The sequence below is a fragment of the Maribrevibacterium harenarium genome, assembly GCF_006385675.1.
In the GTDB taxonomy this organism is placed as follows: domain Bacteria; phylum Pseudomonadota; class Gammaproteobacteria; order Pseudomonadales; family Marinomonadaceae; genus Marinomonas; species Marinomonas harenarium.
Window position 1 is genome coordinate 63927 of the sequence record NZ_VFRR01000012.1, and the last position, 26096, is coordinate 90022.

24 protein-coding genes are annotated in these 26096 nt (G+C 48.2%); 15 read left to right on the forward strand and 9 right to left on the reverse strand.

From position 1 onward, the window contains the following. Positions 1 to 62: 62 nt before the first annotated feature. The 5 genes from FJM67_RS07925 to yjgA are packed head-to-tail and all read left to right on the forward strand — an operon-like array spanning position 63 to position 4188. Positions 63 to 1529 (forward strand): RNA polymerase factor sigma-54, encoded by a 1467-nt coding sequence (locus tag FJM67_RS07925; RefSeq protein ID WP_140588259.1) that lies wholly within the window; start codon positions 63 to 65, stop codon positions 1527 to 1529. 10 nt (positions 1530 to 1539) lie between these two features. Further along, the gene (locus FJM67_RS07930; RefSeq protein ID WP_140588260.1) at positions 1540 to 1989 is read left to right on the forward strand and encodes a PTS sugar transporter subunit IIA; all 450 of its coding nucleotides are present in this window, start codon (positions 1540 to 1542) and stop codon (positions 1987 to 1989) included. A gap of 10 nt (positions 1990 to 1999) precedes the next feature. Further along, positions 2000 to 2269: an HPr family phosphocarrier protein gene (locus FJM67_RS07935; protein WP_140588261.1), complete on the forward strand. Its 270-nt coding sequence runs from the start codon at positions 2000 to 2002 to the stop codon at positions 2267 to 2269. A 19-nt stretch (positions 2270 to 2288) separates the two neighbouring features. Continuing rightward, a complete protein-coding gene (gene mgtE, locus FJM67_RS07940; RefSeq protein ID WP_140588262.1) occupies positions 2289 to 3641 on the forward strand; it encodes a magnesium transporter in 1353 nt (450 codons plus the stop codon). A gap of 4 nt (positions 3642 to 3645) precedes the next feature. Next, the gene (gene yjgA, locus FJM67_RS07945; RefSeq protein WP_140588263.1) at positions 3646 to 4188 is read left to right on the forward strand and encodes a ribosome biogenesis factor YjgA; all 543 of its coding nucleotides are present in this window, start codon (positions 3646 to 3648) and stop codon (positions 4186 to 4188) included. Between the two features lie 4 nt (positions 4189 to 4192). Here yjgA and FJM67_RS07950 read toward each other — a convergent pair whose 3' ends face one another. The 7 genes from FJM67_RS07950 to FJM67_RS07980 all read right to left on the reverse strand — a co-directional run bounded on the left by FJM67_RS07950 (position 4193) and on the right by FJM67_RS07980 (position 13285). Next, a complete protein-coding gene (locus FJM67_RS07950) occupies positions 4193 to 5017 on the reverse strand; it encodes a carbon-nitrogen hydrolase family protein (RefSeq protein ID WP_140588264.1) in 825 nt (274 codons plus the stop codon). A gap of 24 nt (positions 5018 to 5041) precedes the next feature. After that, a complete protein-coding gene (locus FJM67_RS07955; protein WP_140588265.1) occupies positions 5042 to 8836 on the reverse strand; it encodes a YhdP family phospholipid transporter in 3795 nt (1264 codons plus the stop codon). Positions 8837 to 8866: 30 nt separating this feature from the next. After that, positions 8867 to 10321, reverse strand: a complete 1455-nt coding sequence (gene rng, locus FJM67_RS07960; protein WP_140588266.1) for a ribonuclease G — start codon at positions 10319 to 10321, stop codon at positions 8867 to 8869. After that, a complete protein-coding gene (locus FJM67_RS07965; RefSeq protein ID WP_140588267.1) occupies positions 10314 to 10910 on the reverse strand; it encodes a Maf family protein in 597 nt (198 codons plus the stop codon). Before FJM67_RS07965 ends, rng begins: the two co-directional genes overlap by 8 nt. Positions 10911 to 10918: 8 nt before the next feature. Then, positions 10919 to 11392 carry a rod shape-determining protein MreD gene (gene mreD, locus FJM67_RS07970; RefSeq protein ID WP_140588268.1) on the reverse strand — a complete coding sequence of 158 codons (474 nt, stop codon included), beginning with the start codon at positions 11390 to 11392 and terminating at the stop codon, positions 10919 to 10921. Beyond that, on the reverse strand, positions 11389 to 12177 hold the full coding sequence (mreC, locus tag FJM67_RS07975; protein ID WP_235890017.1) for a rod shape-determining protein MreC: 789 nt from the start codon (positions 12175 to 12177) through the stop codon (positions 11389 to 11391). The genes mreD and mreC overlap by 4 nt, the downstream gene beginning before the upstream one ends. A 64-nt stretch (positions 12178 to 12241) precedes the next feature. Further along, positions 12242 to 13285, reverse strand: a complete 1044-nt coding sequence (locus FJM67_RS07980; RefSeq protein ID WP_140588270.1) for a rod shape-determining protein — start codon at positions 13283 to 13285, stop codon at positions 12242 to 12244. Positions 13286 to 13524: 239 nt separating this feature from the next. On the opposite strand from FJM67_RS07980, the gene gatC reads away from it, so the two are divergent. The 5 genes from gatC to FJM67_RS08005 all read left to right on the forward strand — a co-directional run bounded on the left by gatC (position 13525) and on the right by FJM67_RS08005 (position 18782). After that, positions 13525 to 13812 (forward strand): Asp-tRNA(Asn)/Glu-tRNA(Gln) amidotransferase subunit GatC, encoded by a 288-nt coding sequence (gene gatC, locus FJM67_RS07985; protein WP_140588271.1) that lies wholly within the window; start codon positions 13525 to 13527, stop codon positions 13810 to 13812. A gap of 9 nt (positions 13813 to 13821) precedes the next feature. Then, positions 13822 to 15282 (forward strand): Asp-tRNA(Asn)/Glu-tRNA(Gln) amidotransferase subunit GatA, encoded by a 1461-nt coding sequence (gene gatA, locus FJM67_RS07990; RefSeq protein ID WP_140588272.1) that lies wholly within the window; start codon positions 13822 to 13824, stop codon positions 15280 to 15282. A gap of 2 nt (positions 15283 to 15284) precedes the next feature. Then, complete coding sequence (gatB, locus tag FJM67_RS07995) at positions 15285 to 16730, forward strand: Asp-tRNA(Asn)/Glu-tRNA(Gln) amidotransferase subunit GatB (protein WP_140588302.1); 1446 nt, start codon at positions 15285 to 15287, stop codon at positions 16728 to 16730. A gap of 91 nt (positions 16731 to 16821) precedes the next feature. Then, complete coding sequence (locus tag FJM67_RS08000) at positions 16822 to 17100, forward strand: YkgJ family cysteine cluster protein (RefSeq protein WP_140588273.1); 279 nt, start codon at positions 16822 to 16824, stop codon at positions 17098 to 17100. Beyond that, complete coding sequence (locus FJM67_RS08005; protein ID WP_140588274.1) at positions 17097 to 18782, forward strand: L,D-transpeptidase family protein; 1686 nt, start codon at positions 17097 to 17099, stop codon at positions 18780 to 18782. Before FJM67_RS08000 ends, FJM67_RS08005 begins: the two co-directional genes overlap by 4 nt. A 74-nt stretch (positions 18783 to 18856) precedes the next feature. Here FJM67_RS08005 and rlmM read toward each other — a convergent pair whose 3' ends face one another. After that, a complete protein-coding gene (rlmM, locus tag FJM67_RS08010; protein ID WP_140588275.1) occupies positions 18857 to 19912 on the reverse strand; it encodes a 23S rRNA (cytidine(2498)-2'-O)-methyltransferase RlmM in 1056 nt (351 codons plus the stop codon). Next, positions 19909 to 20589: a pseudouridine synthase gene (locus FJM67_RS08015; protein ID WP_140588276.1), complete on the reverse strand. Its 681-nt coding sequence runs from the start codon at positions 20587 to 20589 to the stop codon at positions 19909 to 19911. The genes rlmM and FJM67_RS08015 overlap by 4 nt, the downstream gene beginning before the upstream one ends. A 332-nt stretch (positions 20590 to 20921) precedes the next feature. Here FJM67_RS08015 and FJM67_RS08020 point away from each other — a divergent pair, with 332 nt between their 5' ends. From FJM67_RS08020 to FJM67_RS08040, 5 genes are all read left to right on the forward strand, one after another. Continuing rightward, on the forward strand, positions 20922 to 22472 hold the full coding sequence (locus FJM67_RS08020; protein ID WP_140588277.1) for an ABC transporter ATP-binding protein: 1551 nt from the start codon (positions 20922 to 20924) through the stop codon (positions 22470 to 22472). After that, entirely contained in the window at positions 22469 to 23539 is a 1071-nt protein-coding gene (locus FJM67_RS08025) for an ABC transporter permease (protein ID WP_140588278.1), read from the forward strand. Before FJM67_RS08020 ends, FJM67_RS08025 begins: the two co-directional genes overlap by 4 nt. A 3-nt stretch (positions 23540 to 23542) precedes the next feature. Further along, positions 23543 to 24475 carry an ABC transporter permease gene (locus FJM67_RS08030; RefSeq protein WP_140588279.1) on the forward strand — a complete coding sequence of 311 codons (933 nt, stop codon included), beginning with the start codon at positions 23543 to 23545 and terminating at the stop codon, positions 24473 to 24475. Positions 24476 to 24531: 56 nt separating this feature from the next. Continuing rightward, complete coding sequence (locus FJM67_RS08035; protein ID WP_140588280.1) at positions 24532 to 25599, forward strand: BMP family ABC transporter substrate-binding protein; 1068 nt, start codon at positions 24532 to 24534, stop codon at positions 25597 to 25599. Positions 25600 to 25735: 136 nt separating this feature from the next. Then, positions 25736 to 26095: a DUF2750 domain-containing protein gene (locus FJM67_RS08040; RefSeq protein ID WP_140588281.1), complete on the forward strand. Its 360-nt coding sequence runs from the start codon at positions 25736 to 25738 to the stop codon at positions 26093 to 26095. Position 26096 lies beyond the last annotated feature (1 nt).

The following is a 26096-nucleotide window of genomic DNA, read 5'->3' on the forward strand; positions in this document are numbered from 1 at the left end:
TTGGCAAAAGGGAGTAGTATGCGGCACTCGCCATATTCAAACTATGAGACAAGAGTTGCGTTATGAAGCAGTCGTTGCAACTTAAATTAGGCCAACAACTTACAATGACCCCCCAGTTGCAGCAGGCGATTCGCTTACTGCAACTGTCGACGTTGGATCTACAGCAAGAAATTCATGATTTTTTAGAATCTAATCCCCTGCTGGAACTTGATGATAACGAACAACTCATTACCGATACGTCATCGATAGAGCAAGACAAATCAAACAACGAAGAGAAGACAACCTCTTCGGAAGAGGATCGTGTCGATTCCGAATGGACCGACTCCATCCCGTCTGAATTAACTATCGATAGTAATTGGGACGATACTTTCCAAAATGCCGCTAGTGCTAGTGACAGCCCAAGCTACGATGGGGAATTTGATTTCGATAGTCGCAATTCCGCTACCGAAGACCTGCAAGACCATCTTATTTGGCAACTTAATTTAACACCGATGTCAGAGCGGGATCTTGAGATAGCCTACTCTATTGTGGAATGCGTTCAACCAGACGGCTATTTATCGATTACTCTGGATGAATTATTTGATGCTTTATCCGATACGTTAGATGACCTAGAAATGGATGAATTGGTCGCTGTACAACATCGATTGCAACGCTTTGACCCAGTTGGTTGTTGCTCTCAGGACTTACGCGAAAGTCTACTCATCCAGTTGGAAGCCTTCACGGAGCATCCCCTCTATCGCAGCACCGTGTTGGTGGTTGATCAGTACTTAGCATTGCTCGGTAGTCGAGATTATGCCCAGCTTTCGCGCAAAACCAAGCTAAAAGAGCAGGCTTTATCTGAGGTTATCACCCTAATACAACAGTTGAATCCGAGACCAGGCGCGGCTATTGATAGCGGCGATACAGATTACGTGATTCCAGATGTCACGGTGAAAAAGCGAAATGGTGTGTGGCAGGTAGAACTAAATAACGACGCCTTGCCCCCTGTAAAAATCAATGAAACCTATTCTGCGATGGTAGAAACCGCATCCTCGGAAGATGTTTCCTACATCAAGAATTCGCTGCAGGAAGCAAAATGGTTTATAAAAAGTTTGCAGAGCCGCAATGAGACCCTGCTTAAAGTAGCTAGCTGCATCGTTTCAAAACAGATTGAGTTTTTCGAGATTGGTGAAGAAGCCATGAAGCCCATGGTCTTGCATGATGTAGCCGAAGAAGTTGGCATGCATGAATCCACTATTTCTCGTGTCACGACACAAAAATACATGCACACTCCTCGGGGTATCTTTGAGCTAAAATACTTCTTCTCTAGTCATGTTAATACCGCCTCCGGTGGAGAGTGTTCCTCCACCGCAATTCGCGCCATGATTAAGAAATTAGTTGCCGAAGAGCCAGCGAAAAAGCCCCTTAGTGACAACAAATTAGCCAGTATTTTGGCAGATCAAGGCATCCAAGTAGCACGACGCACTGTTGCCAAGTATCGCGAAGCAATGAATATCCCCCCTTCGAACGAGCGTAAACGACTGATTTAAGGCAACATCGATGGCCATAAAAGATTTAGTAAAACCCGAGTTAGTATTTGCCAAACAAGCGCTTTCTAGTAAGAAGCGCGTACTTGAATTTATCGCCCAAGCGGTAGGCGACCGCCTGCATTGTGAAGCTGATGAGGTGTATGATGCCCTACTGAGCCGAGAGAAGCTTGGTAGTACCGGTGTTGGTAACGGTATTGGTATTCCCCATTGTCGACTGGACAAGGCCCATCAAGCCACGATGGTAGTTATTTCACTAGCGGATACGATAGACTTCGATTCTATCGATAGAAAACCTGTAGACTTGATTTTCGCGTTAATCGTGCCGCCCGAGCAGTGTGACAGCCATTTACAAACCTTGGCTGCTATCGCCGAATTAGCTCAATCTACTGATAAACTATCGCAGTTACGTGCAGCAGGTGATAATGCTGCTCTCTTGGCCCGTTTTCAAAGCAGCCTGTAGGATACTGAATATGCTCGAACAATCCGTAGAAATCATTAATAAACTGGGCTTACATGCAAGGGCTGCCGGCAAATTAGTAGAAACAACTAGCCGTTTTTCCAGCGATATCACCATTGATAAAGATGGGCGCAATGTGGATGGCAAAAGCATTATGGCAATGATGATGCTAGCTGCCGCCAAGGGTACGATTATTACAGTGAAAGTTAACGGCGATGACGAAGTCGAGGCGATGGAAGCCGTTATCGCCCTTATCAATAATCGGTTTGGCGAAGCCGAATAGCGTCACTGGTTAAGCTATCATGAGCGAACAGACGACCCTTGATCATTTACAGGCCGTTTCAGAGTCCCTCGAATCAGGGGCCACTGCTCGTGTACGCTATTTGCTTAATGGCGCACTACCAGTACAGGATGTTGCCCGCCTACTAGAGTCCTCTCCACCAAAAGAAAGGAAGCTCCTGTGGGAATTGATCGACGATAAAAACGAAGGGGAAGTGCTCCAGTACTTGCCGGAAGAAATCGGTATCCAATTCATGAAAACCATGGATACCGAACGGCTACTCGCCGCCTCTGAGCGCTTTGACAACGACGACCTTGCAGACATTCTGCAACAGCTGCCCGAGACGCTAGTAAAAGAAGTCTTGGCGTCGATGACAGCACAGAATCGTGCCCGCATGGAAGCCTTGTTAAGCTACTCCGACGATACAGCGGGCGGCTTAATGAACACGGACACCATTACTATCCGTCCCAATATCACAGTCGACATTGTGTTCCGTTTCCTACGGCGCCACACCCAACTCCCCGATATGACCGACAATCTTTTAGTCGTGAGCCGTTCCGATCGTTTCCTGGGAACACTTCCACTTACTAAGCTCTTGGTAGCCGATCCAAGTGATACGGTGCGAGATATTATGGTCACTGACTGCCCCTACATTACGGCTAACCAACCGGTTTCTGAGGTGGCTTCCCTGTTTGAGAAGATGGACCTAGTATCGGCCCCGGTTATCGATGCAGAAAGCAAAAAACTATTGGGGCGTATCACGATCGACGACGTGGTAGATGTCATTCGGGATGAGGCTGAGCACTCGATGCTTTCTATGGCCGGCCTTGACGATGATGAAGATACCTTCGCTCCGATTATGCAGACAACTAAACGGCGTGCTGTGTGGCTTGGTATCAACCTCATCACTGCTTTTATTGCTTCCTACGTGATCGGCTTGTTCCAAAACACCCTTGACCAGGTGGTGGCTCTCGCCATTCTAATGCCAATTGTTGCAAGCATGGGTGGTATCGCTGGCTCTCAAGTGCTTACCCTTGTCATCCGCGGTATTGCCTTAAATCAGATAGGTGCAGCTAATACCAGTTGGTTATTGAATAGAGAATTGGTCGTTGGGCTGTTAAATGGCCTGCTTTGGGCTACGGTTATTGCCGCCTTAACCGCGTTTTGGTTTGACAGTCTCGAAATAGCCTATATCATTGCGGGCGCAATTGTGATCAATCTGATCTTTGCCGCTTTAACCGGCACGTTACTACCGATATTGCTCAAGCGGCTTGGCATCGACCCGGCACTGGCCGGTAGTGTTATTCTAACCACAGTAACCGATGTGATTGGCTTTTTGTCATTCCTGGGGTTAGCCACAATTTTCCTACTGTAAGACTATGACCGAAGAATTCGAACACTACGACGATACCCCAGAAGAACTACTCAAGAGTAAGACTCGCGTTAAACGCGAGATGGAAGCGCTGCAAGATCTCGGCGAAAAACTAACGAAGCTTTCCAAAGCACAACGTCAAAAAATCCCTATGTCCGATACCCTAAGGGATGCACTGGTCGAAGCTGATCGCATTAAACAATGGGGTGCGAAGCGACGCCATCTACAATACATAGGCAAGGTAATGCGTAATGAAGATGCTGAAGCCATTCAGGAAAAGCTGGATCTATTCGACACTACTTCTGCATTACACAATAAACGCTTTCATCAACTTGAGCATACCCGCGATGCCCTTATCGGTGAAAACGGAAATGATGTTATGGCCCAGTATATTAATGACAATCCCGACATTGATATCCAAGCCTTACGCCAAGCTATTCGCTCGGCACAGCAAGAAGCTAACAAGGAAGGCGCTGGCACTGCTGCCCGCAAGAAACTGTTCAAGTTACTAAGGGAACATCAAGACCGCAAGTTGGGGTTGGATATCTAAGTTCTCATTTGATGCGTCGATGCTGCAGCACCGGCATAGCCTGTCGGGTTTGCTGCAGCATTGATAAATCTAAATCCGCAATAAGCACTGACTCATCCTCCCCTAACGCCGCTACCACATCGCCCCAAGGATTCACTAGCATCGAATGGCCGTAAGTCTGGCGCGTCTCAGAATGCCAACCGCATTGGTCTATCCCCAGCAGATAACATTGGTTTTCGATTGCTCTAGCTTGTAGCAACACCTGCCAGTGGGCTGCACCAGTTTTATAAGTGAAAGCTGAAGGCACTAGGATTAGCTCTGCACCCGCCATGGCAAGTTCTCGATAAAACTCTGGGAAGCGGATGTCATAGCAAATAGAAAGACCCACCTTAATACCGTCAACGGCAAAGATTGGTACAAAGATTTGCCCAGGTTCAATAATCTTTGATTCCTGATAAGTTCCCTTTTGATCCGCTACGGTTACGTCGAACAGGTGAATCTTATCATAGCGGGCGACCAGCTCGCCCTGGGGGGAAAACACTAGACAGGACTGACGCACTCGCCCCTGATCCACAGTGGAGCCATCTTCCCGGCTGATCATAGGATAAGCTCCTACCACCAAATAGATCGCTAAATCGGCTGCCAACTGCGCCAACTCTTGCAACACCAACTGAGACTCGTTTGACTCGGCAAATTGTCGCAACGCAGGTCCGTCAAACAACAAGGCATTTTCTGGCAAGACAACAAGCCGTGCACCGCTATCTACGGCATTTCGCACCTGCTGCTTTACCTTTATCAAGTTGGCACGCCAATCCGCGGTGGACGTCATTTGCACGGCTGCGATACGCATAGGGGTCAAGTTCCTATTATCGAATTAACGTTGAACTGGCTTGTATTTAACCGGCTCAACATTCGGGTTATCAAAGGGGCCGTCAATTTGGTATTGAATACTGGTTACCTTCGATATCTGATCACCGATCAATTTATCAGTAATAAATAACAAACCCGCTATCTGAGGTGTCGCTAACAGCAACCCTGCAATTGGCAAAGAACTACTGATCGGTACTGTCGCGGTAAGACGCTCATCCAATACCTCATTCACCAAATCCGCCTTACCGAATAGGCTCACCTCAGCAGTTGGCGACGATACCAATACAGGTTCAGTGGTTAATAGCTGACCATTTTCGATATTTAACAGACCAGTAAAATCATCGAAAGGCATGCCTGGCTCATACAAGTCTTTAAAATTAAATGCTAGACGTTTAGTGAGGGCGTTGATATTGAAAATCCCCAAAACTCTCAAGAAAGGCGGCAACTTATCAACTTGGTTGAAGTTACCGTTCTCGACTGCAAAAGCAATGCGCCCATCTAAAGTGTCGCGGTCAAAATCAAACACATGACTTTGCCAACTGAGCACCACATCCAATTCATAGTTCTGCGAGGAAATAAATGGCACTGGGGAGAACTTACTGGTTAGCTCCTTTGCATCTTTACCCGATACTTTAACCACTAGCTCAACATTGGGAGAACTACCGCCTTGCCAGAATAGAGAGCCAGAGAAGTTACCCGACTTTAGCGAAGTGGTAATAGGATTAATAACCACGCTGTCATTCTGTTTCGTAATGGTTGCCTGCCAATCGCCATAAGGCTGGTCATCAATAAACATATTGTCAATGCGAATGTAGGCAGATGGCAGGCTCTCTACCGAGATAGGGGATTCATTACTATCATCGACTTTGTCTTCGCTGCTCGAAGTACGCCAATTTAAGTACCCCACATGCAACAGGGGCAAACCGTCTTTGCGCCCCAACTTGGCGTTAATCTCGTCAGAAGAAAGACTAAGATCCGTTCCAGTGGCTCGGTCAAACGCCAATTTAGCATTGTGGAGGGTATTGCTATCATTGAGAACCACTTCATCAACAAGGATATTGGCACTGCGCAACCAACTCGGCGCGCTTAACTCAAGAGTGCTAGGGCTTTCCCTATCGGCAAAGGATTGAATAAGCTCCATCCAATCACGTAGATCAGTAGATTTTGCCTGCCCAGAAAGCGCCATTCCCTCCGGAAAGGATTGACTGTCAATGTCTAATGGCTGCCCTATTGCTATATCAACACTGGCCGCTTGCCCATCAATAAATAAACTACGGCTGTGTATCTGGTCGTCAATATCCGCAGAGATAAGCGCTTGATTTTCAAACACACGTACGTCAATTTTAGCTTGCGCGGCTTCGCCATTAGCCTTAGCCAATGGTGCCGGTAGCTTCATCTCGCTGTCGGTAAGATCCGCCGCTAACGCAATATCCACTTGCCCTAGTTGGGATTGATTGATAGCAACAGTACCGTCGTAGGCCAACCTTCCCGCAAGCTTACCAGCAACGCCATCACCAAGCTGACGCCATAGGGCAATATCGCGGCCGGATGCGGTACCTGATAACCCTAATTGCACCACAAAGCGATCATCTACCGTCCTAGAACTAAGCTCCGCTCGACTGGTGCCACCTAAAGTCTCGACCTCAAACCAACTGCCGGTTAAACCTTCATTTGATCGGTAAAGTAGCTTGCCCTTATCAATCTGCAGCGCAAGTTGCAAATCTTCCATGTACATAGCGTTATCAGCAAACTCAATATCCAAATTCACTTTAGGCTCGTTTTCGCCAGCCACCAAAGGGATAGCGACGGCGTACTTACCAACCGCAGCACCTAATACCGTCCAACGTGCAAAGGGGCTTAACACACTATCGCCAAGGGGCGTGCTACGAAGTGCATTTAATATGGTCGGCACATCATCTTCCACTTGTCCCGCCAAGGTTAGCCAGTTTGCCTGCCCATGGGATATAGGAACGGTGATATTGAGGTCTTTCACAGCCAACCCTTCAAGATCACCCTTACTTACTAAGACATTCACACCGCTACGGTCGTAGACAAATCGAGCCGTCACATCAGTGGCTGCCGGCCAGCTCGGGTCAAAACTTACGGCTTCAGTTTGGGCGCTAAGGTCGATCCTAACTTGCGTAGCACCATTGCTTAAATTGGTGTGAACGAGCACGTCAGTACTATCAACTTGACCACCTTGAAACGCATTTTGCAACCAATCAGTAAGATTCTGGGATAAGGCTCGCGGTGGGATGTAGTCGAGTCGGTCGTCGATCGGAATATTGACGGCATTTAAATTAAGATCCAGCCAATCCTCACCATCTTCCACCACCTCTAAGCGAAAACCGCCACGAATATCCGCGCCATTGCGGATAACATGCAGCTTTTTGCCAGAGACGATAAAAGCATCCTGTTGACGTCGCCACTCCACATGACCTGATAACCGCTGTGTCTGCCAAACTTGATCATAAACCGTCGGGAAGCCAAGGGTGCTATCTTGGGCTACAAACTCTATCGAGCCACCTTGATCGCTCAAGGAAAACACCCCATTCACACCAGAAGCGAGTGGAATCCCATTATTTCCCTTCACTGCCGCACCAATTAGATTACTACGATATTGGTAGCTAACCTGATCCGCGAGCCGTAATGTCAAACTACCATTAGCAGCCACGCCACTCGGATCAAGCCCGCTAAGCAGACCATGTACACGCCACTCCTCTTCCAAAAAATTAAGTGCAAGACGATTAGCGAATTGAGCATCTAACCGGTCAAACGCCATTTCCATGCGCTGATCGGAACCATACCAAGCAAACTCCATGTTTGTTGTGGGTAGAGCTTGGTTATTCAATCGCCATTGAATTTGCGATAGAGCACCTCGCACATTGCCTTGATCAAGTCGCGCATTCAGCAAGGCTGGCAAGTGGAATTGATCTCCACTGACACTTTTCAATGTCAATGTGTCTAGTTGAGATTTGACCGTCGTTACGCCATTCTCACTCAAATGCAGCCAAACCTGGCCACCAACATCAAGGGATTGCCAGCGCCGCAAGGGACCGTCACCGTTAAATAAAGTGGCTAATTCCACATGTTGTTCTGGTAACTTAGCGAACAAGGTGAATTGCTTACCTGGGAGCAAAGAGTCCGTCTTGCTGGAATGACCGCGCAGCACTAGCGGTGCAGTTTGTTCGTTGAGATAAACATCTGCCGCTAGGTAGCTGCCATCCGTTTGTTGCGCTGCACGAATCGAGGGAATCATCACTTGGTGACGACCAAAACGCTGGCTCGTGAAGCTCAAAGCGACATCACTGATGCGCACGTCACGCTGATCGGAAATGTAATTTAGAACACGTCTAACGGCAATATTGGGATCTGATTGGGACTGAGTTTCTGGCGGCATTCCCTGTAGGCTAATATGACCGTCTTGTTCTGCCAACTTGATCGTTGGGCCAGATAAGGAAACGCTAGTGAATTGAGGCGCAAATTTAAGCAAAGATTGCACTAAATCTAACGCCACCTCCCCTTGATCCAATTGAATAACCGGCTCTTGCTGGGGCAACGCTAGTGCAACTTTTTCTGCCTGCAGCACAAGCGTCAAACCGTCTAATCTTGCGTTGAGTTTGGCGACGCTGGCATCCATTCCAGTAATTTGCGAAATATTCTTTTCAATCTGTGGCCGGTATTCATCCACCAGAGGAAATAAAGTGTCAGAAAAAACAACACCCAGTGCGAACAGCGCCATTAGGGTTGTTACACCCCAAAATATCGTCCTGACTAAAACGCTAAACAGCCACACCATGAGACTTCCTCCAAGGTAGCCTGAAAATAATTACCGCAACACTACGTCGTATTGATCTTGAGTGTAAACAGGATCTACCTGAAAACGAATGGTTTTGCCGATAAAGGCTTCCAATTCGGCAACCGATGCACTTTCTTCATCCAATAAACGATCAACCACTGATGTCGAAGCCAGTACTGTGTAAGTAGCAGAGTTATAGGCACGATCTGCCCGTAAGATTTCACGAAAGATTTCATAACAAACCGTTTCGGGCGTTTTGACAATACCACTGCCACGACAAGACTTGCACGGTTCGCATAATACCTGCCCAAGACTCTCCCGGGTACGCTTGCGGGTCATCTCTACCAAACCCAGCTCAGAAACTCCGGTAATCTTAGTTTTCGCATGGTCTGTTTCCAGTACCTTTTCTAACATACGTAAAACTTGGCGTTTGTGCTCTTCATCTTCCATATCGATAAAATCGATGATGATGATGCCACCTAAGTTACGCAACCGTAGCTGTCTACCAATAGCGGTCGCGGCTTCTAAGTTGGTTTTATATATGGTTTCTTCTAGGTTGCGACTACCGACAAATGCCCCGGTATTAACATCAATGGTGGTCATCGATTCGGTTTGCTCCACGAGTAGATAGCCACCGGACTTGAGCTGAACTTTACGATCCAACGCCCGTTGAATTTCGTCCTCAACACTATATAGGTCAAAAATTGGACGCTCACCGGGATAATACTCAATGCGATCCAAAAGGTCTGGAATAAAGTCCTCGGCGAAACCTCTCAATTTGGCGTAGTTTTCACGAGAATCAATGCGGATTTTTTCCGTATTTAAGGAAACTAAATCGCGCATGGTACGCAAATGCAGCGGTAAGTCCTCGTAGATAATGGAAGGCGCCTTGGCATTAGTAATGCGTTTTTTGACCGACTGCCATAGGCGGGTCAAGAAATTAATGTCGGCTAAAATCTCTGTCTCGCCGGCACGTTCCGCCGCAGTGCGCAAAATATAACCACTGGTCTCATCCCTGTCTTCTAGTGCCTTGGAAACCACACCTTTGAGTCGCTCACGCTCTTCTTCGTCCTCGATACGCTGACTCACTCCCACATGGGATTGGTCCGGCATGTAGACTAGATAGCGAGAAGGGATAGACAAGTGAGTAGTGAGACGCGCACCTTTGGTGCTTATTGGGTCTTTGGTAACTTGCACCACTAAGGATTGCCCTTCGCGTAGATAGTCACCAATTTGATCGCTGGCGTTGACCGCATCGCGATCCGCCACTTCGGACACATGAATGAACGCGGCACGTTCAAGACCAATATCGACAAATGCCGCTTGCATACCTGGCAAAACACGCACCACTTTCCCTTGGTAGATGTTGCCGACAATACCTTTACGACTAGAGCGCTCGATATACACTTCCTGCAGCACGCCATTTTCCACTAGCGCGACACGCACTTCCATGGGCGTTACGTTGATTAGAACATCTTCACTCACAAATCTTCTCCCTTAACGCCGCAACGCCAAATTCAGATAGGTAGCGCGCTGTCTCAAAAGTAGGTAGACCAACTACCGCAGAAAACGAACCGCTGATATGACTAACAAATACACTTCCCAAACCTTGAATAGCATAACTGCCCGCTTTATCTTGGGGCTCCCCCGAACGCCAGTATTGCTCGATTTCTAAATCTGAAATAGGACGCATGGTGACAGTAGAAACCACATTTTTGGTCACGATTCGGCTTCCGTCCACGTTCCTCACACATAGGGAAGTCATGACTTGATGCTGGGTATCTGACAGTAGCCGCAACATGCGCTTAGCATCCGATAAACTCTCTGGCTTACCTAAGATGGCATTATCTTTTACCACACTAGTGTCGGAGGCAATAATAATATCGGCAGGCTGAAATCGCCCAGTTTCAGCAATCGCGGCTGCTTTTTCTGCTGCCATACGCAGCACATAATCTTCTGGTGTTTCACCAGCATGGGGAGTTTCATCAATATCAGCTGGCCTTACTTCAAACTCATTGACCAATAACGATAGTAAGTCCTTGCGGCGCGGAGACGCCGACGCGAGGATAATCATGAATACTCCTAACTAATTGAATACAGTCTGCGCACACTACGCAAAATGACAAAACACCAAGGCCACAACAGACCAGTAATTACTGCCGGCATAAAGATCATTAACGTTGGCTCGGCAACACCTAAATAATGGTCGATCCAAAAGCCCACTAACTGGTTGACACTGACCAGCAGAAATACAAATACTCCTTGCTGCCAACGTAAATACATCCGCAACCGTTTATAGAGTACCGCACAAACGTAAGCAATTAGCACGTAAGTTAATGAATGCTGCCCGAGCACACTCCCCTGCAATAGGTCAACCAACAAGCCTAGCACCCAAGCCGCGCCAATACCTACCTTAAACGGCAACGCAATAATCCAGTAGAGCAACACCAATAACGCCCACTCCGGACGATACCAGACAAACTGCTCAGGGATAGGCATTGCCTCTAACATCAAAGCAACAATAAAAGTCAGCAAAAAGATAAAACCGGACTTCATTCTTTAGACTCCGCTTGTCGGTCAATCAACATCACATGCCGACTACGTGCCAGTTGCGCCAATGGTACGACCACAACATCTGCATAAGGTTTACCGGGAACGTGAGTTACAGACTTAACAACACCCACTGGGTAGCCTTGAGGAAAGCGTTTATCCAAACCACTGGTATTGAGAATGTCACCTTTTTTGATATCGGTAGTATGGGGGACGCTCATTAACTCTAGGCGTTTAAGATCGCCCGTACCACGCAAAATGCTGCGAAAACCAGTACGCGCTAGCTGCACTGGGACAAAGTGACTCGCATCGGCAATCAGTAACACGCGGCTACTGTAGGCTGCGGTTTCCACTACTTGGCCAAGAACGCCGGTCGCTCCTAACACCGCTTGTCCAACATAAGCTCCGTTGGAGAAACCTTTGTCAATCAAGATCTTATGGCTGTAAGCATTTTGGTCATAACCAATTACCTCGGCCATAACGACCTTCTCATCAACCCGTTGAGAGGCGTCCAATAATTCCCGCAAGCGCACGTTCTCTGCCTTGAGTGAATTAAGTCGTTGTAGTTGACTTTGCAACACCAAAATCTCGGCATTCAGCGCTTGATTTTGCGCCACAAGATCTTCACGGCTTTCTAAGTGCTCCCCTGTCCAAACAACGATTTTTCGCGGTGTAGTAACTAGCAACTGAATTGGGGTTACCAACCAAGAGAGATAGGGGCGCACCGGTGCAAAGACTTTGGTACGCACATCTAATAGGATAATCAATACGGACAAGGCAACCAGCAACACAAACTTGGCGCTGGATACCTTACCAGGGTAGAAGAACTTGCTAATGGGGCTACCCTACTTACAGTTAGTCGTGATCGGCCGAAAACAACTCGGAGGCATGCTTATCCATCATTTCCAGAGCCATACCACCACCGCGGGCAACGCAAGTTAGCGGGTCATCAGCAATGATAACGGGCAAGCCAGTCTCTTCACTGATCAAGCGATCAATCTCACGTAACAAGGCACCACCGCCGGTCAATACCAAACCAGTTTCACCGATATCCGCCGCCAATTCCGGAGGAGATTGCTCCAACACGCCTTTAACTGCTTGAACAATCTGAGCTAACGGCTCTTGTAAGGCTTCAAGAATTTCTGAACTACGTAAAGTAAACAGACGTGGAATACCCTCAGCCAAATTACGACCACGCACATCAATCTGTAGTTCTTCGCCGGTATGGTAAGCAATACCGATTTCAGTTTTGATTTTTTCTGCGGTGGCATCACCAATTAGGCTACCGTATTGACGACGCACGTAAGTAGTAATGGCTTCATCAAAACGGTCGCCACCGACACGGATAGATTCTGACGTCACGATACCGTTCAACGAGATAATAGCGATTTCCGTGGTACCACCACCGATATCGATAACCATAGAACCTGAGGCTTCAGCCACTGGCAAACCAGCACCAATCGCTGCTGCCATCGGCTCTTCAATAATGAATACTTCCCGAGCACCGGCCCCTTGGGCAGACTCTTTAATAGCGCGTCGTTCTACTTGTGTGGATTTACAAGGCACACAGACCAAAACACGAGGGCTTGGCTTGAGCAGGCTGTTTTCATGCACCTTAGAAATGAAGTACTGCAACATCTTCTCGGTGACGTTGAAGTCTGCGATCACACCGTCTTTCATCGGGCGAATTGCAGTGATATTACCAGGCGTACGACCGAGCATGCGCTTAGCATCGACACCCACCGCTGCAACCGTCTTTTGGTTGCCGTTGTGACGAATCGCCACCACTGAAGGCTCGTCCAAAACGATGCCGCGGTCGCGAACGTAAATGAGGGTATTGGCTGTCCCTAGGTCGATAGACAAGTCGCTCGAGAACATTCCCCTGATTTTCTTAAACATGAATTTCTACACCCTGAAAGAAACGATACGAAAGTAAGCGAAAAATGTAACAATCCACTTGGCTTAGGGCAAGCTGATTAGCCAGTATTATGCCATTAACTTGCCCCTATTTCGTTGTTTATTCGATTTTTTTCGACCGTTTGCCGGCGTTACGACAAATTCCCGCCTGACGCTTCCTACCCCGTGCCAATAAAGCTACAATCACCCCCATTTTTGAAAACCAAACAATTGGGTGAAACATGTCAATCGATAAACAAGATGTGCAAAAGATTGCACACCTCGCTCGCTTGGGGCTCAGCGATCAGGATGCCGAGCAATATCACCATGCCATTTCTAGTGTGCTTGATCTTGTCGAACAAATGCAAAGTGTCAATACGGATGGCATTGAGCCGCTATCAAATCCACATGAAGCAACCCAACGCTTGCGTGAAGATATTGTAACCGAGAGCGACCGTCGGGAAGCCTTCCTAAAGAATGCGCCACAGACTGAAGCTGGCTTGTTCCTCGTACCTAAAGTAATTGATTAAGGAAGCGACATGACCACGCAAAGCATTGCTGAGCTTAGCCAACAGCTCGCCAACAAAGAAGTGTCCAGCGTTGAACTGACAAAAGACTACTTAGCCCGCATTAAACAACATGACGGCGCTCTTAATAGTTACATCACAGTGACGGAAGAAATAGCATTAGCCCAAGCCGAGTATGCAGACAAGCTGATTCAGCAGGGTAATACCTCTCCGCTTACCGGCATCCCTGTTGCCCACAAGGACTTGTTCTGTACCGACGGTGTACTGACGACCTGTGCTTCAAAAATGCTGCATAATTTCGTACCGCCATACGAATCCACAGTGACCCAACGCATCAAGTCTGCGGGGGCTGTTATGCTTGGCAAAACCAACATGGACGAATTTGCCATGGGGTCATCCAACGAAAACAGCCATTTTGGAGCGGTGAAAAACCCATGGGATCTAACCAAAGTCCCTGGCGGATCTTCCGGCGGTAGTGCTGCGGCAGTAGCAGCCAATCTATGTGTTGCAGCGACAGGCACAGACACGGGGGGCTCTATACGTCAACCAGCCTCCTTCTGTGGCATCACTGGTTTAAAACCAACTTACGGTCGCGTTTCACGATTCGGAATGATTGCTTATGCTTCCAGCCTTGACCAAGCTGGTCCAATGGCTCGCTCTGCCCAAGACTGCGCTTACTTGCTACAAGCCATTGCAGGTTTCGATCATAATGATTCTACCTGCTCCGAAGTAGCCACCGAGGACTATCTTGCTGGACTCGACCAACCACTAAACGGCTTACGCATCGGCCTACCTAAAGAGTACTTTGGCGAAGGTCTACAAGAAGGCGTTGCCGTCGCAATTCAAAACGCGGTGAAAGAGTTTGAAAAGCTTGGCGCAACTGTGGTGGATATTTCGCTGCCTAACTTGCAGCTTAGCATCCCGTCCTACTACGTGATCGCTCCGTCTGAAGCGTCTTCAAACCTATCTCGCTTTGACGGTGTGCGTTACGGCTACCGCTGCGAAGATCCTAAAGACTTGATGGATATGTACAAACGCAGCCGTGCAGAAGGCTTCGGCAAAGAAGTACAGAAACGAATCATGGTGGGAACTTATGCTCTCTCTGAGGGTTACTACGACGCTTACTACTTGAAAGCCCAGCGTATTCGCCGCCTTATCAAAGAAGATTTCGTCAATGCTCTGAAACAAGTGGATGTCATTATGGGGCCGGTTGCACCGACCACTGCTTTTGGTCTTGGCGCCAAAACCGATGATCCGGTTGCCATGTACTTAGAGGATATTTACACCCTTTCTGTGAACTTGGCGGGTATTCCGGCTATGTCTATCCCTGTTGGCTTTGCGGATAACATGCCAGTTGGCTTGCAAATCATGGGCAATTACTTTGCCGAAGCTAAGCTTTTAAACGTGGCCCATCAGTACCAATTGGCCACAGATTGGCACCAGCAAACCCCGAACCTGGCAGAAGGAGCATAATGATGAATTGGGAAGTTGTGATTGGTCTTGAGATTCACGCTCAGCTATCGACCAAATCAAAATTATTTTCTGGCGCTGCCACCAGTTTCGGCGCGGAGCCAAATACCAATACCACTTTAGTGGATTTGGGCATGCCTGGAGCACTGCCAGTATTCAACAAAGAAGCCCTACGCATGGCGGTAATGTTTGGTCATGCGGTAAATGCAGAAATCGGCATGAAGTCCGTATTTGCCCGCAAAAACTATTTTTACCCTGACTTACCCAAAGGCTACCAGACTAGCCAAATGGACGATCCTATTGTTGGTAAGGGCTATCTAGATATTCCGATGGAAGATGGCAGCGTTAAGCGCGTGGGCATTACTCGCGCTCACCTAGAAGAAGACGCTGGCAAGTCACTACATGAAGACTTCCATGGCATGACAGGCATTGACTTAAACCGGTCCAGCACGCCTCTGCTGGAAATCGTTTCCGAGCCAGACATTCGTTCTGCTAAAGAGGCTGTCGCCTATGTAAAGATGATTCACTCCATTGTCACTTACTTAGGCATTTGTGATGGCAACATGGCGGAAGGCTCCATGCGCTGTGACGTTAACTTGTCATTACGCCCGAAAGGTCAGCAAGAGTTCGGCACCCGCACCGAGATTAAGAACGTAAACTCCTTCCGTTTTATTGAAAAAGCGATTTTGTGCGAAATTGAGCGCCAAGCCGATATCCTCGAAGATGGCGGCAAAATTGTACAAGAGACACGTCTTTACGATCCCGACAAAGACGAAACTCGTAGCATGCGTACCAAGGAAGATGCTAATGACTACCGCTACTTCCCATGCCCAGATTTGCTACCGGTGGTGATTGATCAGGAATATGTAGACGCCATCAAAGCCAGCTTACCTGAACTACCCAGTCAAAAAGCGGCTCGCTTCCAAGAAGCCTATCAGCTAAGCGAGTATGATGCTGGAGTTTTGTCTGCCTCACGCGCCATGGCCGACTACTTCGAAACCGTTGCCGCCACCTGCAACAACGCCAAAGTATCTGCTAACTGGGTAATGGGGGAACTGAGCAAGCTATTGAATCAGTCCAACCTAGATATTACGGACAGTCCTGTTTCGGCAACCGCTTTGGGCGAACTATTAGTTCGTATCGAAGATAACACCATCAATGGCAAAACCGCGAAAAGCGTATTACAGGCGATGTGGGACGGTGAAGGCAGTGCCGATGAAATTATCAGCGCCAAGGGGCTGAAGCAGGTTACCGACACGGGTGCGATTGAAACCATGATTCAAGGCATCATCGACGCCAATGCCGCCCAAGTGGAGCAATATCGCGCCGCTGACGAAGACAAGCGTAAGAAGATGATTGGCTTCTTTATGGGGCAAGTAATGAAAGCCTCCCAAGGCAAAGCCAACCCAGGTGTAGTGACTCCAATTTTAACCAAATTACTTAATGGCTAAATTAGCCTGTCAAAAAAGGTGCTCTGATGGGCACCTTTTTTGCCTAACGAGCACTACAATTATTTGTTGAGTTACAGGATAGATTAACACTGTGCAATGTCGTCCAGAATGCGGGGCTTGCTGTATTGCCCCTTCTATCAGCTCACCGATTCCCGGCATGCCAAATGGCAAGCCCGCCGGTGTACCTTGCCTCCATCTGGATGAGCACAAACGCTGCCTAATATTTACCGATCCGCGCCGGCCTAAGGTTTGTGCGGATTTTCAACCGATGGAATACATTTGTGGCAATTCCGCATCAGAAGCTATGCTGATTATCTCTGATCTGGAAAAAGACACCGCTATGTCAGTATCAAACAAGGAGATTCAATGAAGTTCCCAGCGAAATCGTTTGCCCTCACTCTGGCAGTTGCCGCAGTACTGAGTGGCTGTTCATCAGCCCCTAAAAACCCTACTGCGATTACCTTTAGTGTAGAACCGCCCAGTGAGAAGCAAATAGAGCAAAGCGTTCGTGACCAAGTTGCCTTGATGCTGGAGGCTTTTACACCGATTGCCGGTCAGGCCTTACCCAACAACAGCGTCTTGGAAGCCTACGAATTCCGCGATTTTGAGCCACTGTGGATTCAAGATAAAACACTGAATATGTCCATCTACAAACTGGTAGATATTTTGGAAGATGCCAACCAACATGGCCTCAATCCAATTCATTACCATGTGGATGTACTCAAAGAATATCTCGATAATCCGACACCTACATCCCAAGACCTAGCAGAGCTCGACGTAATCGCTACCATTGCTTTGTCCTCCTATGCCCATGACTTAAGTATCGGTCGTTACGAGCCACAACTTATCGACCCTAACTGGCAATTGGACGCTCCCAGTAATACTTGGCGCGACCTACTCTTCCTCAAGAACGCCACGGATATGGTTAACTACTTACCTACCTTGGCACCGAGCCACCCCCACTACCAAGTACTGCAAAAATGGTTGGTGTACTACCAAGAGTTGAGCGCTAAAGAAAACGATATTCAGATCGATGTCGGTGTACCCTTGTTTGAAGGTGACGAAGGACCCCGTGTCGCACAACTTCGCGCCCGACTCGTGCAGCTTGGTGACATTCGCTTCTCCACCCGTAAGGTACAGGAGGATGTCTTTGATAACGAACTTAAACAGGCCCTGATTCGCTTTCAACGCCGCCATCATCTGTTAGCGGATGGTACAGCTGGCTCCCAAACCATTCAGATGCTTAACATCCCCATGACCCAGCGGGCGAAGCAAATTGCCTACAATTTAGAGCGCTGGCGCTGGCTGCCGTCCAAACTAGAGGCGGACCGAGTGTGGGTAGACCTTACTGGCTACGAGGTGCAAACCCGCCTAAATGGCAACACTCAAACCATGAAAGTAGTCATCGGCAAACCGGAACGCAAAACCCAAGTTTTCTTTGGCAATATGACCTATATGGTGGCCAACCCCACCTGGCGCGTTCCTCACCGAATCGCAAGAGAAAACTTGTTGCCGAAGGTTCAAAAGGATCCGAATTATTTGGCTCGTCACGGTTACAAAGTGTTCGCCAGCTGGAGCATTGGTGCCAAAGAACTTGATCCAACCACCATTGACTGGAAGGCTATTGATCAAAGTAAGCTGAGCTACCGTTTTGAACAAACTCCAGATGAAGGCAACGCATTGGGAGCCTATAAGTTTATGTTCCCAAACAAGAACGACATCTACTTGCATGACACTCCCGCAAAGCACTTGTTCCAAGAAGTGGATCGCGCCTTTAGCTCGGGCTGTATTCGCTTAGAGCGCCCTGGCGATTTTGCAGATTTCATTATTGCCAATAACAGCAAACTCAAAAGTGCGTTGGATAAAGCGCGTTTGACCCGTGAAACAACGGTGATTTCATTAGAACAGTCATTGCCGGTTTACTTGGTGTACTTCACCGTCGTTCCAAATGAAAACGGTATGCCAGAGTTCCGTTATGACGTTTATGATCGGGATAAACTCATGGAAGAAAACATGGGTTACTTGGCGTTTGGTACTGGTGAAAGTCTCTAAGCCAAGACCGTAGCAGTCAGCAAAACAAAGGGGAGCAAAACGCTCCCCTTTTCAATCTGAACGACAAATGGCTATCAATCCATTAATTCGATAAATACTGTCACTTCTTCCCTATCGTGAAATAGATGCTTTACCTGCAGCTGATAACCTAAGCCCGCTTGACGCAAACGATCTTCTATCAAGACTAAACACTGGGTCACTTCGGCATAGCGTTTTTTCATCGGCAACTTCAAATTAAAAATTGTCCGGCTACACCAACCGTTAATCAGCCAATCGGCCATCAGTTCAGCCACCTTGATCGGACGCTCAACCATATCGCACACCAACCAATCTACTTGAGTTTCCGGCTGATATTTAAAGCCATCCGCCATAATATGCTCAACCAAACCTGTCTTCATAAGTTGCTTTTGCATCGGGCCATTATCAATCGCGTAGGTATATACGCCCCGTTTAACAAACTGATACGTCCAACCGCCGGGGGCAGCACCAAGATCCACCGCTCGCATCTGCTCGGGAGACTCACCGTGCCACAAATCCGCTGGAGTGAATTGCAAAAACGCCTCTTCCAGTTTTAAAGTGGAGCGACTTGGTCCATCTTGTGGAAATTTCAATCGACGGATACCCTGCACAAATTCACTACGACAGTCGGCGTAGCTGACCCCTAAATAGGCTTGCCCCGTATTGAGAAAAAACACATGATGACGTAAACCTACCGCTTTATTGCGTAACAAACCCGACTTTTTCCAGGCTTGGCGCAAAGGCTTGTCGATTTTTTTCAGTAGCGGCGCGAGAGCTTTGGCATCGTTGGTATCCGCTGTCTCTAACCATAACTCTTGGGCTAGAGGCAACTGCCTTGCCGCCTCTAAGAGTCCCTGTACACGCTCTCCTTGAGCAAAACTCACCAAATCGTTGGCGGCTATCAACTGGCGTGCAAAAATCCACTGATTAAAGTGGTGGCTAGCAATGATACGCTCACCAGCATCGGCTTCCGTTGTTTCCAATACCACATAACCAGCCTGTTCCTGCACTCGCCCGAAACCAGATATTCCTGCTTCAGCAGCCTTGTCAATCGCTTCCGCCAAGGCATCTTTTTCGAAGCCTGGGCGACAGTAAATCACTAGATTTTTCATTCAACTTTACTTAATTTAGTTTGCGGCCAAGTTAACTCAGCCTCATTAAAATGGGTGGCAACATGGTCAAACAAGGCGCTATCAAAACGTCCGTCCGGCACACGAGAAATCACATTGATGGAATCACCTTGCCAGTCAAAAGACACACTGTAGGCATGTAAATAGCCACGCTCGGCAGCTTCGCCACCATAACGTGCATCCCCTAAAATTGGGCTGCTGTTACTCTTTAAGGCGACACGAAGCTGGTGGGTTTTACCGGTAATTGGGCGCAAATAAAACAACCGCACGCCATTAAAAGCGCAACTAAAAAACTGCGTGCAAGCAAGATTCTGCGAGCTTTGATCAAGCAACCAATTGCCGTTCCTGCCCGGCTGCATACCACCTTGAATCGTCCCCTGCTTTTTCTTGCCCTTGCGCTTACTTAAGGCCAGATAACGTTTTTCAATTTGGCCTGCACTAAACAGCTGACCAAATAAGGCAGCAGCTTCGGCGGACGTTGCGACAATAACAAGCCCAGATGTCATCTTATCCAATCGATGTACCGGCCAAAAATTCCCATCTGGGTACTGCTGTCGCAGCAACTCAATAAAACCAAGGCCAGATTCACTATGAAAACTCACCCCAGCAGGCTTGTGCACCACCCAAAAATCAGGATGACGCAAAAGAATCTCGTACATAAAAAGCACCAGAAAGAGGCACATCCGGAAAATGACGCACCGAATAACGCCAAAGCTAAAATTATGAGCGTCATAATAACATTGAAAGCAGATGGCTAGCTAACCGGATTAAGTCAAGTCAAACTGAGTCAACTGGCAATAGATGGGGATACAAGACAAGAGCAACACAAAATTATTCCTGACCGTGCAGACAAACAAGCAAAAATTTCGTATCCTTCGGCGCCATATTTCGGTAGACATACAATGCCGTTTTGGCACAAAAGTTGTTTATGTCCAGTTCACCCACCCGCAGCTAACAGCCTAAAGCTGTTGCGTAACATAGAGTTGACAAGGTGTCTGCAACGAATACAACCACTGACAACACCCCACGCTTGGCGCTGGCCAATATCACCAAGCAGTATCCAGGGTGTCTGGCGAATGATCATATTTCCCTAAGTCTTGAACCTGGGGAAATCCATGCATTGCTAGGTGAAAATGGTGCTGGTAAGAGCACCTTGGTGAAAACCATCTACGGCATCGTCGCGCCGGACAAAGGCACCATTTTCTGGAATGGCCGTCCGGTTGAAATCCGCTCCCCAGCCCATGCTCGGGATTTAGGCATTGGCATGGTGTTTCAACACTTTTCCCTGTTTGAAACCCTAACCGTTAAGCAAAACATCGAATTATGCCTCACCCCAGCACAACTTCATGAAATTGGTGATTTAGCGAAGCGTATCCGAGAGCTATCGGATCATTACCAACTGAATGTTGACCCTGAGCGTTATGTCCATTCCCTATCTATTGGTGAACGCCAGCGCGTAGAGATAATGCGCTGTTTGGTTCAGTCCGTTAGCTTACTTATCCTCGACGAACCGACTTCGGTGTTGACGCCACAGGAAGTAGAGGGCTTGTTCCGCATTATGCGCACCCTGTCTGCAGAAGGCTGCAGTATTCTGTTTATTAGTCACAAGCTGAACGAAGTCACTGAGGTGTGTCATCACGCAACGATACTGCGTGGCGGTAAGGTCATCGATACCTGTGTACCGAGTGAAGAAACGCCTAACAGTATTGCCAAAATGATGGTGGGCGACTTGGCCGAGCAAGATGCCGGTTACCGCAAAGCCCAGGGCACAAAACCAGTCCTAGTTAGTAAAGGGCTTTCACTCAGCGCTAAACAACCATTTGGCACTAGCTTAAAAAATATCAACTTCGAACTAAAAGCTGGTGAGATTCTCGGGATCGCGGGTGTCGCCGGTAATGGTCAAGACGAGCTAATGGCAGCCATCAGTGGTGAAGATGGCCGACCACTTGCCAACGTTTTGTTTCTGGACGGCACCGAGATCGGCCGTGCCAATGCGGGTAAGCGGCGACGTCTAGGACTCACTTATGTCCCAGAAGAGCGCCTCGGTCGCGGGGCAGTACCGGAAATGAGTCTGACTGAAAATATGTTGCTAACTAACCATAAGCCCTTCGTGAAACATGGCTGGGTAAATTGGCAGCAAGCTAAAAGCTATACCCAAGGCCTGATTGAACGCTTTCGGGTGAAATGCCACGGTGATCATTCTGAAGCCAGAAGCTTAAGTGGCGGCAACTTACAGAAATTTATCGTCGGTCGTGAAATCGAACAGGAGCCAAAGGTATTGATGTGCTCCCACCCCACGTGGGGAGTAGACGTGGGGGCGGCGTTAGCTATTCATCAGGCTCTGCTGGAATTACGGGATCAAGGAGCCGCGATATTATTGATTTCAGAGGATATCGACGAGCTATTCCTGCTGGCGGATCGCATGGGAGCGCTCTGTGACGGGCACCTTTCTCCGATCGTAGCAACAGAATCCACCAGTATCGAACAAATCGGCGAATGGATGGCCGGCACCTTTATTGACATCGAGGCAGCGAACCCATAATGGAAATTCAAAAACGCAAAGAACCCAGCACGCTGATGACCTTTTTGTCGCCGGTGATGGCGATTGTCTTAACGCTTATTTTTGGCAGCATACTGTTTTTAGCTCTCGATAAAAGCCCATTGCAGGCACTCCATGTGCTACTCATTCAGCCTCTTTCGGATGCCTATAACATTAGCGAAATGCTGGTCAAAATGGGCCCCCTGTTGTTATGTGCTGTCGGCCTATCATTGTGCTACCGCGCCAACCTTTGGAATATTGGTGCGGAAGGCCAGCTACTCGCTGGCGCACTTGGCGGTAGCGCCATGGCTCTAGCCTTGATCGAGTTTGATTCTCCGCTGGCATTGGTTGCCACCCTAGTGGCCGGCATCCTGTCAGGCATGGTATGGGCAGCCATTCCCACCTTCTTGCGACTACGCTTCAATTCTAATCTCATCCTAACCACCATCATGTTTAACTATATTGCCTTGTACCTTTTGGTGTGGGCGGTACATGGCCCATTGCGTGATCCGGATGGATTTGGCTTCCCTGAGTCGGCACTGTTTTCCGATGCTACCACGCTCCCAGTTTTAGCAGACTTTGGCCGGGTTCATTTAGGCGTGTTATTTGCTTTTCTAGCGGCTATTGGCGCTTGGATCGTTCTCAGCAAAACTCACTTAGGTTTTCAGATTCGCGTACTCGGAGCGGATGAACCCGCTGCCCGTTACGCAGGTTTTAATAGCCGCCGTATTAGCTGGTTTGTGATGCTTGTGGCTGGGGGATTAGCTGGACTTGCCGGAGTGGCGGAAGTGGCTGGGCCGATTGGCCAGCTGACACCGGTGGTTTCTCCTGGTTACGGCTATTCTGCAATTATTGTCGCCTATTTGGGGCGCTTGCATCCCATGGGCGCCATTATTGCGGCGATCTTCCTAGCGGTACTCTATATGGGAGGCGATTTAGCCCAAATCGAGATGGGCATCCCGATCGCGGTAGTTGGTATGTTTCAAGGGACTTTACTGTTTTTCCTATTGGCCTGCGATTTCTTGATTAACCATCGCATCACATTTACCAAATCGTCTTTTAAAGGGTAAGCCATGGATATCGAATTGTTAACACAAATACTATTTGCCGCCATTAAGACTGGCACGCCCCTATTGCTCGTGGCGTTGGGTGAGGTGATTTGCGAAAAGTCCGGTATTCTCAACCTCGGTCAAGAAGGCATGATGTTGATGGGAGCGGTGGTTGGTTTTATGGCGGTAGTGGCTACTGGCTCTTTGGGTATGGGTATTTTGGGAGCCGTTCTAATTGGTTCATTAATGAGCTTACTGTTCGGCTTTTTAGTGATCCATATTGGTGCTAATCAGGTGGCAACTGGGCTTGCATTGACTATTTTCGGTACAGGGCTCAGTGCCTTCATCGGCTCTGGCGTTGTCGGTCAGACCATTCAAGGCTTTAAGCAACTACCCATCCCTTACCTCGTTGATATACCGGTTATCGGGCCAGCATTGTTTAACCATGATATTTTGGTTTACAGCGCCGTGCTGGCGTGCTTTATTCTCGCTTGGATTGTGAATAAAACAAGAATTGGCCTAACCCTTAAAGCCGTCGGTGAGAATCCTCATGCCGCCAATGCCATCGGCATTAAAGTGTTGCGAGTACGTTACCTAGCGGTCATGTTTGGTGGCGCTATGGCTGGTCTTGGCGGTGCTTACATGTCACTGGTGTATACACCGATGTGGGTCGAGAATATTACCGCTGGGCGGGGGTGGATAGCTTTGGCACTGGTGGTGTTTGCCTCTTGGCGTATCGGCAATATTGCCTTGGGAGCTTATCTATTCGGAATGGCAAGTATTCTGCATCTAGTGCTACAAGGGCTGGGCTGGAGCATTTCACCAAACCTTTTGGCGATGCTCCCTTACGTTGCGACGGTCGTCGTCATGGTCATCATCAGCGCTGATCACTTTAAAGAAAAATTATTGGCACCGCGCTCTTTAGGCAAACCATTTGACCCAAGACAAATGGCTTAGTAGCACGGGCAATTACCCTTATCACTATCGCCACGTTGGCACAAAAGGAGCAATAAATGAAATTAAAAAGTTTACTGGTTGGTTTAGGCATCCTGGCAGGCGCTGCCAGCGTACAGGCTGAAGAGCCATTTAAAGTTGGCTTCATCTATGTAGGCCCAGTAGGTGACCTAGGCTGGAGTTACGAGCACGACCTAGGCCGCAAAGGACTACAGGAACATTTTGGTGATAAAGTAGAAACCACCTTTGTAGAGAACGTACCTGAAGGTGCGGACGCCCTGCGAGTACTGTCTCAACTAGCCAAGTCTGGCAATGACCTTATCTTCACAACCTCGTTTGGCTTCATGAACCCAACGGTACGTGCAGCTAAACAATTCCCTAATGTGACCTTCGAGCACGCCACTGGCTATAAGCGCGCTGACAATTTAGGCACTTACGCCCTACGCACCTACGAAGGCCGCTATGTGTCTGGTGTGACCGCTGGCTTGATGACCAAAACCAACACCATCGGCTACATTGGTTCATTCCCAATCCCTGAAGTATTCCGCGATATCAACGCTGCTTACATGGGAGCCAAAAGCGTCAACCCAGATGTAAAAATGAAGATAGTTTGGGTGAACTCCTGGTTTGATCCAGGTAAAGAAACGGATGCTGCCAATGCGCTAATGGATCAAGGTGTTGACGTAATGTTGCAACACACTGACAGTGCAGCGCCGCTGATTGCGGCTGAAAAACGCGGAATCCGTGGCATCGGTCAAGCTTCCGATCAAAGCCAATTCGCTCCGAACGCCCATATCTTCTCAGTACGTGACAACTGGGCACCCTACTACATCAAGGCCACACAGGCGGTTATGGATGGCACTTACAAGCCTTCTGACTTCTGGGGTGGTTTCGCGGAAGACATGCTAGTACTAGCTTCTATTAATGACAATCTGCCTGCGGATGTGCGCGCTAAAATCGATGAGACTTATGCCTCTATCAAATCTGGTGCGTTTCATCCATTTACCGGTCCTATCAAGGACAACCAAGGTAACTTAGTCGTTCCTGCTGGTCATACACTGACTGATGAAGAACTTGCGAAAGTGAACTGGTACGTGGAAGGCATTACTGATGCCGCGCCACGCTAATTTCATTTAGCACGAATATATCTAAAATAAAGCGCCCTATTCTTCATGAATATGGCGCTTTTTCTTATCCTTCTCACTGCAGTCTGTCCGCTGCAACATGGTAATATACTGCTCTAAATTTTGAGACGAGCAACGTATGACTACCACAATCGACTTTTTCCGTTTTCCCAGTGCTCAACGTTACGATACTGCCGTAGACGCCATTCGTAAAGGCGCAAGTGTTTATGCACTCGCCGATGATTCTGGGTGTTTGGTACTTCCCACTGGAGATGGTAATGCCTTACCTATCTGGCTCTCCGAACAACAGGCGGAGGCATGGCAGGAAAAAGAGGAAGGGGACTTTCAAGTTCTTACCGTTAGCCAAGAGGCCCTAATAGAAAAGTGGCTGCCTGGCATGCAAGCCGATGGTTTCCAGATTGCTGTGGTACCAAACCTTGCAGGTGAATGTATCGTTTTGGATGCCAATGAATTTCTATCTGACATAACTCAACAGTAGG

Excerpts from the sequence above, each read along its gene's own strand:
- FJM67_RS07925 (WP_140588259.1), top strand. The coding sequence starts at position 63 with ATGAAGCAGTCGTTGCAACTTAAATTAGGCCAACAACTTACAATGACC.
- FJM67_RS07930 (WP_140588260.1), top strand. The coding sequence starts at position 1,540 with ATGGCCATAAAAGATTTAGTAAAACCCGAGTTAGTATTTGCCAAACAA.
- FJM67_RS07935 (WP_140588261.1), top strand. The coding sequence starts at position 2,000 with ATGCTCGAACAATCCGTAGAAATCATTAATAAACTGGGCTTACATGCA.
- mgtE (WP_140588262.1), top strand. The coding sequence starts at position 2,289 with ATGAGCGAACAGACGACCCTTGATCATTTACAGGCCGTTTCAGAGTCC.
- yjgA (WP_140588263.1), top strand. The coding sequence starts at position 3,646 with ATGACCGAAGAATTCGAACACTACGACGATACCCCAGAAGAACTACTC.
- FJM67_RS07950 (WP_140588264.1), bottom strand. The coding sequence starts at position 5,017 with ATGCGTATCGCAGCCGTGCAAATGACGTCCACCGCGGATTGGCGTGCC.
- FJM67_RS07955 (WP_140588265.1), bottom strand. The coding sequence starts at position 8,836 with ATGGTGTGGCTGTTTAGCGTTTTAGTCAGGACGATATTTTGGGGTGTA.
- FJM67_RS07965 (WP_140588267.1), bottom strand. The coding sequence starts at position 10,910 with ATGATTATCCTCGCGTCGGCGTCTCCGCGCCGCAAGGACTTACTATCG.
- mreD (WP_140588268.1), bottom strand. The coding sequence starts at position 11,392 with ATGAAGTCCGGTTTTATCTTTTTGCTGACTTTTATTGTTGCTTTGATG.
- FJM67_RS07980 (WP_140588270.1), bottom strand. The coding sequence starts at position 13,285 with ATGTTTAAGAAAATCAGGGGAATGTTCTCGAGCGACTTGTCTATCGAC.
- gatC (WP_140588271.1), top strand. The coding sequence starts at position 13,525 with ATGTCAATCGATAAACAAGATGTGCAAAAGATTGCACACCTCGCTCGC.
- gatA (WP_140588272.1), top strand. The coding sequence starts at position 13,822 with ATGACCACGCAAAGCATTGCTGAGCTTAGCCAACAGCTCGCCAACAAA.
- gatB (WP_140588302.1), top strand. The coding sequence starts at position 15,285 with ATGAATTGGGAAGTTGTGATTGGTCTTGAGATTCACGCTCAGCTATCG.
- FJM67_RS08005 (WP_140588274.1), top strand. The coding sequence starts at position 17,097 with ATGAAGTTCCCAGCGAAATCGTTTGCCCTCACTCTGGCAGTTGCCGCA.
- rlmM (WP_140588275.1), bottom strand. The coding sequence starts at position 19,912 with ATGAAAAATCTAGTGATTTACTGTCGCCCAGGCTTCGAAAAAGATGCC.
- FJM67_RS08015 (WP_140588276.1), bottom strand. The coding sequence starts at position 20,589 with ATGTACGAGATTCTTTTGCGTCATCCTGATTTTTGGGTGGTGCACAAG.
- FJM67_RS08030 (WP_140588279.1), top strand. The coding sequence starts at position 23,543 with ATGGATATCGAATTGTTAACACAAATACTATTTGCCGCCATTAAGACT.
- FJM67_RS08035 (WP_140588280.1), top strand. The coding sequence starts at position 24,532 with ATGAAATTAAAAAGTTTACTGGTTGGTTTAGGCATCCTGGCAGGCGCT.
- FJM67_RS08040 (WP_140588281.1), top strand. The coding sequence starts at position 25,736 with ATGACTACCACAATCGACTTTTTCCGTTTTCCCAGTGCTCAACGTTAC.